General features: G+C 46.9%; 12 protein-coding genes. 11 read left to right on the top strand and 1 reads right to left on the bottom strand.

Annotated elements, in window-relative coordinates; all coding sequences use genetic code 11:
* Nucleotides 1-112 precede the first annotated feature (112 nt).
* Nucleotides 113-1,024 (top strand): tyrosine-type recombinase/integrase, encoded by a 912-nt coding sequence (locus tag ASG85_RS00380; protein ID WP_063860131.1) that lies wholly within the window; start codon nt 113-115, stop codon nt 1,022-1,024.
* A gap of 106 nt (nt 1,025-1,130) precedes the next feature.
* Nucleotides 1,131-2,054 carry a S66 peptidase family protein gene (locus ASG85_RS00375; protein WP_057301469.1) on the top strand — a complete coding sequence of 308 codons (924 nt, stop codon included), beginning with the start codon at nt 1,131-1,133 and terminating at the stop codon, nt 2,052-2,054.
* 61 nt (nt 2,055-2,115) lie between these two features.
* Here the strand turns inward: ASG85_RS00375 and ASG85_RS00370 are convergent, their stop codons facing one another.
* Nucleotides 2,116-2,742, bottom strand: coding sequence for a LysM peptidoglycan-binding domain-containing C40 family peptidase (locus tag ASG85_RS00370; protein ID WP_060645094.1), 627 nt, complete (start codon nt 2,740-2,742; stop codon nt 2,116-2,118).
* 395 nt (nt 2,743-3,137) lie between these two features.
* On the opposite strand from ASG85_RS00370, the gene ASG85_RS00365 reads away from it, so the two are divergent.
* The 9 genes from ASG85_RS00365 to preA all read left to right on the top strand — a co-directional run bounded on the left by ASG85_RS00365 (nt 3,138) and on the right by preA (nt 13,095).
* Complete coding sequence (locus tag ASG85_RS00365) at nt 3,138-3,950, top strand: ABC transporter ATP-binding protein (protein ID WP_057301467.1); 813 nt, start codon at nt 3,138-3,140, stop codon at nt 3,948-3,950.
* Nucleotides 3,934-4,746, top strand: a complete 813-nt coding sequence (locus tag ASG85_RS00360) for an ABC transporter permease (RefSeq protein WP_057301466.1) — start codon at nt 3,934-3,936, stop codon at nt 4,744-4,746. Before ASG85_RS00365 ends, ASG85_RS00360 begins: the two co-directional genes overlap by 17 nt.
* A complete protein-coding gene (locus tag ASG85_RS00355) occupies nt 4,743-5,615 on the top strand; it encodes an ABC transporter permease (RefSeq protein ID WP_057301465.1) in 873 nt (290 codons plus the stop codon). Before ASG85_RS00360 ends, ASG85_RS00355 begins: the two co-directional genes overlap by 4 nt.
* 83 nt (nt 5,616-5,698) lie before the next feature.
* Nucleotides 5,699-6,772, top strand: a complete 1,074-nt coding sequence (locus ASG85_RS00350; RefSeq protein ID WP_235549125.1) for an ABC transporter substrate-binding protein — start codon at nt 5,699-5,701, stop codon at nt 6,770-6,772.
* A gap of 81 nt (nt 6,773-6,853) precedes the next feature.
* Entirely contained in the window at nt 6,854-8,227 is a 1,374-nt protein-coding gene (locus tag ASG85_RS00345) for an aspartate aminotransferase family protein (RefSeq protein WP_057301463.1), read from the top strand.
* Between the two features lie 6 nt (nt 8,228-8,233).
* Nucleotides 8,234-9,505, top strand: a complete 1,272-nt coding sequence (locus ASG85_RS00340) for a M20 family metallo-hydrolase (RefSeq protein WP_060645093.1) — start codon at nt 8,234-8,236, stop codon at nt 9,503-9,505.
* On the top strand, nt 9,502-10,383 hold the full coding sequence (locus ASG85_RS00335) for a nitrilase-related carbon-nitrogen hydrolase (protein ID WP_060645092.1): 882 nt from the start codon (nt 9,502-9,504) through the stop codon (nt 10,381-10,383). The genes ASG85_RS00340 and ASG85_RS00335 overlap by 4 nt, the downstream gene beginning before the upstream one ends.
* Nucleotides 10,384-10,402: 19 nt before the next feature.
* Complete coding sequence (locus ASG85_RS00330) at nt 10,403-11,767, top strand: NAD(P)-dependent oxidoreductase (protein WP_060645091.1); 1,365 nt, start codon at nt 10,403-10,405, stop codon at nt 11,765-11,767.
* 32 nt (nt 11,768-11,799) lie between these two features.
* On the top strand, nt 11,800-13,095 hold the full coding sequence (gene preA / locus ASG85_RS00325) for an NAD-dependent dihydropyrimidine dehydrogenase subunit PreA (RefSeq protein ID WP_060645090.1): 1,296 nt from the start codon (nt 11,800-11,802) through the stop codon (nt 13,093-13,095).
* The last annotated feature ends 1 nt before the right edge of the window (nt 13,096 follow it).

Here is a 13,096-nt window from a genome sequence, read left to right as displayed (position 1 = left end):
TTTACAGGGGATATGCGTTAATTGACCGTTTTTTTCTATCAAAAAAATTGCACTAAATCTATATTTAACGCAACTTAGATTGTAACGGACGGAGTGAAATGGATTGGGACAAGTGTATGAGTATGATGATGAGTATTTGGAGCTATTTGACTCATGGATGAAAGATCAGGGCTTTACGAAACGAACACAACAAGCTTACTTAGGGGATGTAAGGTTATTCCTTTCCAATATAGAGAAATCTTTACCAATGGTTGAGGCAATTGATATCATGCGCTTTTTGACGAAAATGCGACAGGGCGGGGCAGGGGATGCCGCGCGTAATCGCTATCTATCTTCGATTCGGACATTTTTCGCGGCGTTGATCGAGCTTCAAATTGTGCAGAGCAACCCTTCACTTAACGTGAAAAAATCGAAAGTTGAGAAAAACCAAATTCCCACGTTTCTCAGCGAGCAGCTGCTTGCTGTGTTTTTGCAATCGATCGAGGGGAAGTATCAGATCCGGAATGTGGCCATGTTTCTATTGATGAGTTATGCGGGTTTACGTGTAAGTGAGCTGCATCGACTCAATATCTCTGATTTCAATCGTTCAACGAATACGCTGCAGGTGTTTGGCAAAGGACGGAAGTGGCGTGTCATTCCTCTTCCTGCTGAACTGGTTAAAGTTCTGAATAAAGCATTAATAGAACGAATGGATACAAGGAGCTCGGTGGAGCAGCCTTTTTTTGTTTCTCAATTTGGTCGGCGAATTAGTGTTCGTATGATTCAAACGATTGCGGAGAAGCATTTCGAGGTGCTGAAGAAGCAGTATGCCGAACTACAAGGGAAGTCGATCTCAAGTCATAAGCTTCGTCATACGTTTGCCACAATGCAGGTTTTGGCAGGGACGGATATTCGAACTTTACAGGAATTACTAGGACATGCGAGCATTCAGACCACACAGATTTACACCCATGTTGGAGACAAACAGAAGCAGGATGCAATGAACCGTGTTTCTGCGTTTATTCCAGCAGGGATGGGGATTTAGAACGGGAGAAGTAATAATTAGTTCGGGTGACGCATATAAGGCAACAGAGAGATTACAAAGTAGGTTCCAAATTTTGAATAAGTTCTCTTTGGTAGGAGGCATATTTATGGCTATAAGGCCCCCCATTTTACAAAGGGGTGATACCATCGGAATTGTTACTTTAGGAAGTCCGCTTGACGCAACAATCATTGATGAAAGAATTAAAACAATTGAAAATATGGGATTCAATGTAGTAGTGGGGAAATATGCGTATGCTTATGGAGGCATTGTTGCCTCAACAGCGCAACAACGTGCTGAAGACCTTATGAGTATGTTTGAAAATCGCAGTGTGAAGATGATATTACCTACAAGAGGAGGGACGGGGGTCAAAGATATTCTGCCGTTCCTCAATTATACGATTATAAAAAATAATCCTAAGATCGTAACAGGATACAGTGATATCACGATTTTATTAAATGTCTTGTACCAATTTTCGGATTTAATTACTTTTCAAAGTCTATTGTTAATTGACTTTAGCGCGAGCACACCAACGTATAACTTCAACCAATTTTATTCGGCTACATCAACCCTCAGTAGTCCAAGAGTGATTCAGAATCCACCCGGCATGTTGCAGACCAGCCTGATTGCAGGAAATGTTAGAGGGCCAATCGTTGGGGGGAATCTCACTTCATTTGTTGATACTCTTGGCACTCCATACGAAATTAATACGGTTGGAAAAATACTGGTTATAGAAGAGACGCACGAAGCAACGAATGTCATTTACCGATATTTGACTCGTCTGATCATGGCAAGGAAAATTCAAGATTGCATCGGTGTGGTGATGGGACAATGCACGAATTGCACCATATCTTATTCTACGACTTATAATGACTTAATTACGGATGTGATTGCTCCTTTAGGAAAACCTCTCATGACCAATGTAAGTACAGCTCATGGCCTTTATAAAGCAGCAATCCCCATTGGAGCGAATGTAAATCTTGATACTTATAATAATAGGCTTACAGTACTTGAACCCACGGTTAAAGCATAGAGCACTTTTACAACTTGTCTAGAACGAAAAAAAGCCGTTAAAAACCGGCTTTTTTCTCATACTAGTTAATTAAACGACGTGCACCCCAATAATGGGCATCATAGTAGGGAGTACCAAATAAAGTGCTAATCTTTACTTCCCTTGTTCCCATCGTTCCTGCTTGAAGAATTTTGTTATTTCCAAGATAGATACCTACATGGGAAACTCCGGTCGTATAAGTTCCTTGTAGAAATACAAGGTCACCTTTACGCAGGTCACTTTTATCTACTGGCGTTCCTAATTGACTCTGCAAGGCTGATGAATGAAGAAGGTTAAATCCGTTTTGATTAAACGCATATTGTACAAAGCCTGAGCAATCAAAAGCAACATATGGTGTATTGCCGCCAAATACATATGGTGTTCCAAGCTGCTTCATTCCAGTTGCAATGATGGCATCTGCTTTTACTTCCCAGCTTTGTTTAATAGAAGCCTTAACTGGAAGATTAATTAAAACACCTGCGTAGATATTTTGCTGATTAACATTTGGATTATTTGCGATGAGATCAGCTAATGGAACATTGAACTTCTGTGAGATGGACCAGAAAGTGTCAGTATCCGTAGCAACGTATTGATTCAAAGGTGCCGCATTTGCGATTCCGCTGATTAAGAGAGTTGTCGCCATTGCGGTTGAAAGAATAAACTTTCTCATGAATTTCCTCCTAGATGTTATATGTAGTTACCTAAACATTTTATCAGAATGAATAAATAGAGAATATGAGCAAAATATGGATAAACGTAGGGCGGGACAATTTTCGTTCTATTTGTTTACATAACATATATTATGTATTTAACAGTTTAGGAAGTCTCATAATAAACAACTTTCTTCCCCATGTATGATAAAAAAATTGAGTAGGGGCATCTAGATGATATCAATTCTATGTGGTTGTTTTGGTAATTGTTTTACACTATGTCAAATGCAGAGCTTAATTTTGGGACACTTTGTATAATGTAAATCGTCATAGAAGTAATATAATATAACATATACAGTTATGATATATTACATTTACATAACGTAATATCAAAGTTCAAATGAGGAGGGACACAATGAATTCAGATCTTTCCCCGCAGAAAGTGGAAATATCGATGGATGGCGTTTGCATGGTGTTTGGGAAAAAAGGGAAGCAAGTGACTGTTCTCCAAGACATCTCGTTCGATGTAGCCCAGAATGAATTCGTATCCTTACTTGGGCCTTCAGGCTGTGGCAAATCAACATTGCTGCGGCTGATGGCTGACCTGCTGCAACCCTCGAGCGGGCAAATTATGATTCAAAAGGAGCATCCGCGGGAAGTGCGTTTGCGCAGGAAATTCGGCATTGTGTTTCAGAATCCCACACTGTTCGAGTGGCGAACCGTACGCGAAAATGTGGAGCTTCCCTTAGAGGTAATGGGATGTAATCGCGCGGAATATCGAGGTGCGGTCGATCAACTGCTTGAAACCGTAGGTTTGACGAAATTTAAAGATTATTACCCTTGGCAGCTAAGTGGCGGCATGCAGCAAAGAGTGGCAATTGCACGTGCTTTATCGCTGGATCCGCCTATTTTGTTTATGGATGAACCATTCTCGGCGCTTGATGAGTTCACAAAGGAGAAACTGCAATTCGAACTGCTTGAAATTAAAAGAAAGACGAATAAGACGATCGTTTTCGTGACTCATAGTATTCCGGAAGCTGTATTTTTATCCAATCGAATCATTGTATTATCTGCAAATCCTGGTCGCGTACACTCCGTTCACCACGTCGATTTGGGAGAGGATCGTACTTTGCAAGCCCGAGAATCGGAACGTTTCCATGCTTTGACCGCTTCCATTCGAAATTGCTTCTACGAGGAGAGTGATGCCCTTGATGATCAAATTGGATAGACAATGGCATCAAGCTGCTGTTATTGCTTGTTGGATAGCGGCATTGCTCCTCCTCTGGGAAGTGTTGGCTTGGCTGATTCATAACGTGATTCAAGTCTCACAACCCGACTCCAAACTGCCTTATTTGCATAAGGTGATAACCTCCTTACAAGATAATCTTCCCACCCTCATCAAGCAGGGTTTCACAACGTTCGGCAATGCGATGACTGGCTTCCTGATTGGTACCATTTTCGGTGCTGCCTTAGCCATTACCATGAGCCTCTCCAAAACGGTTGAACACACGCTAACTCCCTACATGGTCGCTTCTCAAATGGTGCCCATCATCGGTCTTGCTCCGATCCTGTACGGCATCCTCCATGATCCGAGTCTTTCGCGGATCGTTATGGCAGGTTATGTGACATTTTTCCCTGTCACCATTAACTCGCTTCGCGGGCTGCGCAGTGTGCAGCCTGAACAGCTGGAGCTTATGCGCTCCTTAGCTGCTTCAACCTGGCACAGCTACCTGAAGCTCAAGCTGCCATCCGCGCTGCCGGGATTGTTCGCCGGACTCAAGATCTCAGCTCCGCTGGCGATCACAGCTTCCATCATCGTTGAGCTAATGGGGGCTCCCGATGGAATCGGCGTACTAATGGTCAGCTCGCTGTACTACGGAGCTGCACAAGTGTACATGTTCTGGTGCACGGTTCTGATCTCTATTGCCATCGGCTTTACAACCTTTCTACTACTAGTTCTTCTAGAAAGATGGTTGACACCTTGGCAGCCTGATTTCCGCGAAAGCAGGAGGGGAGGCGCATGAAAGAGGTCGTTTTAAGCAAAGACCAACAAGCTGCGGTGACGCCGCTAATGAAATTAGAAGAACCGACCCAGGTGCCAAAGGGAAAGACACGAGAAGGCTACACGGCTATGTTCGCGCAGCCAATGAAGCTATTCCCTTATGTATTCGGTCTCGTATTCTTGCTGCTTTGGCAATTCAGAGGGATACACACCTTATTCAGCTTAGAACGCTATCAGCTGCCTATTCCTTCGGATATTATCACAGCCATGCGCGAGAATGGCGATATCCTGCTCATTTATACGCTATACACGGGTGTAGAAATCATCGGCGGCTTTCTTGTTGGGTCGCTGCTGGGTTGGCTTGCTGCAGTCGCAGCTTCCTTCAGGCCACAAGCAGGTGCGGGTGCGATTTCGATCATGGCCTCGCTCAATGCGGTGCCGATCGTAGCTCTTGCGCCAATCATGAATAATTGGTTGGGGGACGGCGTCGCTTCACGAATGGGTATCGTCTCGGTCATGACGATGGCTACCATGGCGGTAAGCACCTACAAAGGGCTGCGTTCCATTGAACCGTCCTACCTAGAGTTAATGACTTCGTACGCGGCTAGCACTCGACAGCTTTTTCTCAAATTAAGATTACCCAAAGCCTTACCATCGATATTCTCAGCTCTTAAAATCAACATGTCAACGAGTATCATCGGTGCGATCGTGGGGGAGTTTTTCATTGCATCGCGCGGCTTAGGCTACTTGCTTTCGGATCAAATCCGACTGGCCAATATGCCCTTAGCTTGGGCTTGTATTGTTATCGCAGCTATCCTGGGAATTGTTTTATATACGATCATTCAACTTCTAGAGAAACGCTTTATATCGTGGTCAATTTCCAATCGCTAGATGAAAAATAATATTTAACATGAGCATCAAGGGATGACACCATCTTTACATACATAGAAATAAATAGGAGAGGATTGGTTCGATTGAAAAAGAGAATCCTTACTGGCAAATTGGCTTTGATGTTTAGTATGTTCATGGTTTTAATTATCATCTCAGCTTGTGCTTCCGAAAAATCTGCAACAACAACGCCAGCTGCATCTACCGCAGCAGGTGCAACCAAGTCCCCTTCGGCAGAGCCGCTCAAGAAGGTCAAAATTCAGTTGAAGTGGGTGCCGCAAGCGCAGTTCGCCGGAATCTATGCCGCTAAAGAGAAAGGCTTTTACAAGGATGAAGGAATCGATGTAGAAATTGTGCCTGGCGGACCGGATGTTATCATCGAGCAGCAAGTTGTAAATGGCGCTGTCGATATTGGCGTATCGAGCTTTGACTCTTTGCTAGTCAACCGTGACAATGGATTACCTCTCGTCTCGTTGGCGCAAGTGACACAGAAGAGCTCGTACCGTTTATTATCCAAAAAATCAACCGGTATCGATGCGCCAGCCAAAATGAAGGACAAAAAGGTCGGGACATGGATGGGCAGCCAGCAGTTCCAAGTGCTTGCTTTTATGGAGAAGAACGGACTTGACCCGAAAAAAGACATTCAATTAGTGAAACAAGGCTTTACGATGGATCAATTCTTTGGGGATCAGCTGGATGTGGCGACAGCAACGATTTATAACGAGTATTATGTTGTACTTGAGAGCGGCGTGAAAGAGACAGACTTGAATGTGTTTAACTTTGATGATGCCGGTGTTGCGATGCTGGAGGATACGCTTATTGCGAAGAAGGACTGGGTCGATAAGAACCATGATCTCGCAGTTAAAGCCGTGAGAGCAACCATGAAAGGCTGGAACTACGCGATTGAGCATCAGGACGAAGTCGTTGATATTGTGATGAAAAGTGTAACGGCAGGAAGTACTACTAAACAGCACCAAACGACAATGCTGAAGGAAATGGCAAAGCTTGTGAAGCCGGATGGATTTAAAAATGAACAAATCGGTTCATTCGTAGATGAATCAGTGACACGGACAGCGGACATTGCGCTGAAATATGGCTTGATTAAGAAACCGGCCGATTTAACAGCGGCTATTGATAAAACGATTTTACAGGGCAAGTAAATTTTCGGAAAGGAAGGCGGATCGTGGATGACTGTAGTCTGCGATCCTTCTTTACATCATCAGAAGAGGGGAGCTGGGCTTATGAGCACTAACGAGGTTAGTGATCTGCTGACGAAGGAGGATTTGCTTGAGAAGGATCGCAAATATGTGTGGCATCACATGTCTGCACATAACGAGAATCCGATGATACTTGCTTCTGGTGAGGGAAGCTGGGTTACTGATGTGGATGGGAATCGTTATTTGGATGGCATGTCCGGATTATGGTGCGTGAATGTGGGTCACGGTAGAAAAGAAATTGCGGAAGCGGCCGCTGAGCAAATGATGAAAATCGCTTATGCTACGCTCGTCCAGTCCCATGTACCCGCGATTGAATTAGCGGCGAAATTGAATGAGTGGCTGGATGGCGAGTATCGGATCTTTTACTCAAACTCAGGGTCGGATGCCAATGAAGTGGCCTTTAAGATTGCTCGCCAATACCATCATCAGAACGGGAAGCCATCCAAACATAAGTTCATCTCGCGGCATCGAGCGTATCATGGCAATTCAATGGGGGCATTGGGTGCAACAGGGCAAGCGCAGCGTAAGCTGAAATATGAACCGCTTGGTGTGGGCTTTCAGCATGTGCCGCCGCCTTATTGTTATCGCTGTCCATTCGGCCAGACGAAGGGGGCATGCAGCTATCAATGTGCCAAAGCCATCGAGGATGCCATTGTTTGGGAGGGGGCAGATTCTGTTGCAGGCGTAATCGTGGAGCCCGTGATTACGGGAGGTGGGATGATTGTTCCTCCGGACGAGTACCTGCCCATGGTGCGCAGCATTTGTGATAAGTATGATGTGCTGCTCATTGTCGATGAAGTGATCTGCGGATTCGGTCGATCCGGCGAGAAGTTCGGTCATCTGAACTATGGGGTGAGACCCGACATTGTGACGATGGCCAAAGGCTTGACCAGTGCGTACTCGCCGCTTTCTGCAACCGCTGTTTCAGCTGAATTGTATGAATCGTTCAAAGTTAAAGAAGCGACGAGCCATTTAAGACATATCAATACGTTCGGTGGTAATCCAGTCTCTTGCGTTGTTGCGTTGAAAAATATGGAGATTTTGGAAAAAGAAAATCTGGTTACGCGCTCTGCTCATATCGGAAAAACATTTAGAACTCAATTGGAACCTTTGCTTGACCACCCGCATGTAGGCGAGATACGCATTTTTGGATCAGCGATGGGTATCGAGCTCGTAGAAGATCAAGTGTCGAAGGTTCCGGCAACTGCTGACCGTGTGACGAAGATTATAGCAGGCTGTAAGCAAATGGGTTTACTCATTGGGAAGAACGGGGATACGGTGCCTGGATTTGCTAACATTCTCACGCTAAGTCCACCTTTATCTTCGACAGATGAGGATGTTGCTTTTATCATCGAGACCTTGCTTGCTGTGTTTGATGCCAATCAGGAGAAAGGATGATAGGTCTTGCCTAAAGCGCCTCAGATACAAATTAACGCTTCACGACTGCAACAGCGAATTCAGGAGCTCGCTCAAATAGGGAAAATTGGCGAAACGGGCGTATGCAGGCTTGCTTTGTCCAAAGAAGATCGAGAAGGCGTTGAACTAGTGAAAAGCTGGATGCAAGAAGCTGGGATGGAAGCTTCCATCGATCCATTCGCTAACTTAATTGGGGTACTTAAGGGGAGCAATCCGGACGCGCCTGTTCTCATGCTAGGCTCTCATGTGGATTCACAACCTTATGGCGGTAGATTTGATGGCGCGATAGGTGTACTTGGTGCGATCGAAGTGGTCCAAACGCTGGTGGAGGAAGGGATAACACCAGAATTTAATATTGAAGTTGTGGCATTCTGCGATGAAGAGGGCTGCCGCTTCAACAAAGGGCTTTTCGGCGTTCGTGGAATGACCGGCAAGCTTGAAGCGAATGAGTTGGAGCGTACGGATAAAAATGGCGTTACACGCAGAGAAGCTTTGGTTCAGTTCGGGTGCGACCCCGCTGAATTCGAGGGCTATGTGTATCAAGAAGGACGAGTTGGTGCTTTTCTGGAGCTGCACATCGAGCAAGGTCCAGTTCTGGAGTCACTCGATGCTCCGATTGGTATCGTCAGCGGAATCTCTGGTCCATTATGGCTCACCGTGGAGATGATCGGCTTCGCTGGGCACGCGGGTTCGGTGCCGATGTCTATGCGCCAAGACGCGCTTCTAGGCTGTGCCAAAATCATTGTGGCGCTCAATGAGTTAGTGCGGCAGGAGCCAGGTGCTCCGACCGTCGGAACGGTAGGCTCCCTTACGGTGTTTCCGGATTCCCGCAATATCATCCCGGAGAAGGTATCCTTCACCATTGACTTGCGGGACATTGATTTACGGCGTCGCAATGCGGTAGAAGCGGAGCTGCTCAGCGTGATCGAGAACGTGTCGCGCGAGCATGGTCTCTCGTATACGATTCGCGAAGATACGAACAGTGAACCCCGCTACTGCGCGAATTGGATCAAGCAAAGCCTGCATCAGGAAGCAGCTCTGATGGGGTTGACCCCGCCAGAGCTGATGAGCGGACCTTTCCATGATTCGCTAACCATGTCCTATGTGTGTGACTATGGGATGATTTTCGTTCGATGCCTCGAAGGCATCAGTCACAATCCCAAAGAATATGCTAGTCCAGAGGACATTACGCTGGGCACGGAGCTTTTATACCGCACTGCGCGACGAATCGCCACGGAAAAGGGGGGTTTCCAGCCATGAGCAAAGTGAAAATTGGCCTCATTCAAGCCTCGCATGATGTGCATGGCGATGAGGACGTGGTCAAGCACAAAGAAGCAGCGATACAAAAGCATATCGCGTTGGTTCGTAAAGCGGCGCAGCAGGGCGCGCAAATCATTTCTCTGCAAGAAATATTCTACGGCCCTTATTTCTGCGCAGAGCAAACAACGAGGTGGTACGATGCCGCAGAGGAAATACCAAAGGGGCCAACGACTATACTCTTCCAGGAACTGGCGAAGGAGCTCGGAGTTGTCATCATCCTTCCCATATATGAGAGAGAAGGCATCGCCTCGTATTACAATACCGCTGCTGTGATTGATGCGGTTGGTACCTATTTGGGCAAATACCGCAAACATCACATTCCGCATGTGGCGGCGGGAGGCGGTTCTTGCGGGTTCTGGGAGAAGTATTATTTTAAACCAGGTAATCTGGGCTATCCCGTTTTCGATACAGTGTTTGCTAAGGTTGGGGTTTACATCTGTTACGATCGCCATTTTCCAGAAGGAGCAAGGGCTCTCGGACTTGGCGGAGCAGAGATTGTGTTCAATCCTTCCGCTACAGTAGCGGGGACGTCGGAGTATCTCTGGAAGCTTGAACAGCCGGCTCACGCCGTGGCCAATGGGTATTATGTCGGTGCCATTAATCGTGTTGGTCACGAAGCTCCGTGGAACATGGGAGAATTCTATGGTCAATCTTACTTGGTGGATCCGCGCGGTTCGATTGTTTCCATCGGAAGTCGGGATCAAGATGAAGTGGTCATCGGCGAAATGGACAAAGAGTTAATTCGTGAAGTCCGCAATGTATGGCAATTTTATCGGGATCGCAGGCCTGAAACCTATGATCAAATTGTTAGCTTATAAGCATGGAGGAGGAGCGAAGATGAGTTCAACATTTATTTCCTTAACCGATTTGAAACGCAATTTCGCGGAGGTCAAATCCGGCATGAAGCCGAAAGAGGCGATCGAGGAATCGAACCGCTGCTTATTTTGTTATGATGCTCCTTGCATTCGTGCCTGTCCAACGGGGATTGATATTCCTTCTTTTATTAAAAAGATTGCTACCGGCAATCTCATAGGCTCCGCACGCACGATCATGGATGCGAATCCGGTAGGGGCCTCTTGCTCAAGGGTATGTCCCACAGAGGAGCTTTGTGAAGGAGCTTGTGTTCTCAATCATTCGTCCAAGCCTATCCTAATTGGCAACTTACAGCGCTATGCGACAGATTGGGCTATCAAAAATGAACAAATATTGTTCAAGGCCGGGACAAGTAATGGGAAGTCAGTTGCTGTGATTGGTGGCGGGCCTGCTGGTTTATCGGCAGCTCGGGAGCTTGCCCGCTTCGGGTTCAAGGTTACGGTGTTTGAGGCGAAGGAACAGGCTGGAGGGCTAGATACCTACGGGATCGTATCATTCCGGCTGCCTCAGGAAATTTCGCTATGGGAAGTCGAGCAGGTTAGGCAGTTAGGTGTGGAATTCCGCATGAACACGCGAGTCGGCATAGATATAAGCAGCGTAGATTTACTGGGCGATTATGATGCAGTTGTCCTTGCTGTTGGAATGTCGAAGGTTCCGATGCTGGGTATTGAAGGCGAAGCCTTGATAGGCGTGTACGATGCCATCGATTTTGTGGAATCTACGAAGACAGAACAGGAGCTGGATACATCCCTCGTTGGGAAGCGGGTAGCAGTCATAGGAGCGGGGAATACAGCCATTGATGCGGCCACATGCTCTGTGAGGCTAGGAGCAGAAAAGGTGCAGATTGTGTATCGGCGTACGCAGGAAGAGATGACGGCTTATGATTTTGAATATGATTTCGCTAAGCAGGATGGCGTTGCGTTTCAGTGGTTGACGGCTCCAAAACGGATCATCGGGGATGCGAATGGGAATGTCGTAGCATTAGAATGCCTGCGCATGAAACTAGTGGAAGGAGATGCGGGGCGCAAACGTCCGGTTCCCATTGAAGGCTCAGAATTCATCATTGAGGTGGATGCCGTTATTAAGGCGATTGGTCAGACGAGGCATGTTTCCCTCATTGGTCAATTCGAACTTGCACATACACGAGGAACCGTTACAGTTGATCCGTCAACAGGTCAAACGTCCAATCCCAAGGTGTATGCAGCGGGCGACGTCATTTTCGGAGAAGGACAGGGAGAAGCGATGGTTGTATCGGCGGCTCAGCAAGGCAAACAAACGGCTTATGCTATTTATAATCAACTGGTGAAAAGGGCACATGCATCGGCTTAATGACTTTCTAAATGGATCGGGAGGGATTCAACATGGCTGATTTACGCATAAATCTAGCAGGTATAGCTTCACCTAATCCGTTCTGGTTAGCATCGGCGCCACCGACCAACACGGGTTATCAAGTTCAACGCGCTTTCGAAGCGGGGTGGGGTGGAGCGGTTTGGAAAACACTTGGCGATCCCATCATTAATACATCTTCGCGCTTTGCGGCCATTCATTTCAACGGACAACGCGTTGCAGGCTTCAATAATATTGAACTCATCACGGACCGACCGCTTGAGATTAATCTCAAAGAGATTTATGAGACGAAGAAGCGTTTTCCGAATCATGCGATTGTCGTATCCCTGATGGTAGAGCCGAACCGGGAGAAATGGCATGAGATCGTGAAAAAGGTCGAAGCTGTCGGTGTCGACGGCTTGGAGCTGAACTTTGGCTGCCCGCACGGCATGGCTGAACGCGGCATGGGTGCTGCTTCAGGGCAGCAGCCAGATCTCGTGGAGGCGCAGACGATGTGGGTGAAGGAAGCGGCGACGACGCCGGTCATCGTGAAGTTGACGCCGAACATCACAGATATCACGAGCACTGCTAAGGCAGCGGTTCGAGGCGGAGCGGATGCGATTTCGTTGATCAATACGATCAATTCATTAGCTGGCGTGGATATCGACTCGTGGAACACGATTCCTCATGTTGGGGGCAAGGGCTCCCATGGCGGGTATTGCGGACCGGCAGTTAAACCCATTGCCCTCCATATGGTTGCTGATTGTGCGCGAAATCCAGAGGTTAGCGTGCCCATTTCCGGCATTGGCGGCATTTCCAATTGGCGAGATGCCGTTGAGTTCATGCTGATGGGCGCGACGGGCGTTCAAGTGTGTACAGCGGCGATGCACTATGGTTTCCGCATTGTGGAGGATATGATCGATGGTTTGAACAACTATTTGGATGAAAAAGGTCTCGCCAGCGTCACAGAATTGATCGGGAAATCCGTTCCGCGTTACTCCGATTGGGGGAACTTGGATTTGAATTATGCGGTCGTAGCGAGAATTGACACGGATACCTGTATCAACTGCAACAAATGCCATATTGCTTGCGAGGATACGTCTCATCAATGCATAGATATGTTGACCGGTGATCAAGGTCAGTCCTATTTGCAAGTACGCGAAGAAGATTGTGTGGGATGTAACTTATGTGCGATTGTTTGTCCCGTTGAAGGTGCCATTTCTATGATTGAGGTATCAGGAACAGATGCGCCAATGACGTGGAACGAAAGGCAGGAGGCTATCGCCAAGCTGTCTGAAGGCAAAGACACCACCAAGAAGGAGGCTGTGTAAC

Origin of the sequence: Paenibacillus sp. Soil724D2, assembly GCF_001427935.1 — a bacterium.
In the GTDB taxonomy this organism is placed as follows: domain Bacteria; phylum Bacillota; class Bacilli; order Paenibacillales; family NBRC-103111; genus Paenibacillus_E.
This window is presented reverse-complemented; position numbering and strand designations above follow the sequence as displayed.

Bases quoted from the DNA above. Each gene is read 5' to 3' on its own strand.
- ASG85_RS00375 (WP_057301469.1), top strand. From the start codon at position 1,131: ATGGCTATAAGGCCCCCCATTTTACAAAGGGGTGATACCATCGGAATT.
- ASG85_RS00370 (WP_060645094.1), bottom strand. From the start codon at position 2,742: ATGAGAAAGTTTATTCTTTCAACCGCAATGGCGACAACTCTCTTAATC.
- ASG85_RS00365 (WP_057301467.1), top strand. From the start codon at position 3,138: ATGAATTCAGATCTTTCCCCGCAGAAAGTGGAAATATCGATGGATGGC.
- ASG85_RS00360 (WP_057301466.1), top strand. From the start codon at position 3,934: ATGATCAAATTGGATAGACAATGGCATCAAGCTGCTGTTATTGCTTGT.
- ASG85_RS00355 (WP_057301465.1), top strand. From the start codon at position 4,743: ATGAAAGAGGTCGTTTTAAGCAAAGACCAACAAGCTGCGGTGACGCCG.
- ASG85_RS00345 (WP_057301463.1), top strand. From the start codon at position 6,854: ATGAGCACTAACGAGGTTAGTGATCTGCTGACGAAGGAGGATTTGCTT.
- ASG85_RS00335 (WP_060645092.1), top strand. From the start codon at position 9,502: ATGAGCAAAGTGAAAATTGGCCTCATTCAAGCCTCGCATGATGTGCAT.
- ASG85_RS00330 (WP_060645091.1), top strand. From the start codon at position 10,403: ATGAGTTCAACATTTATTTCCTTAACCGATTTGAAACGCAATTTCGCG.
- preA (WP_060645090.1), top strand. From the start codon at position 11,800: ATGGCTGATTTACGCATAAATCTAGCAGGTATAGCTTCACCTAATCCG.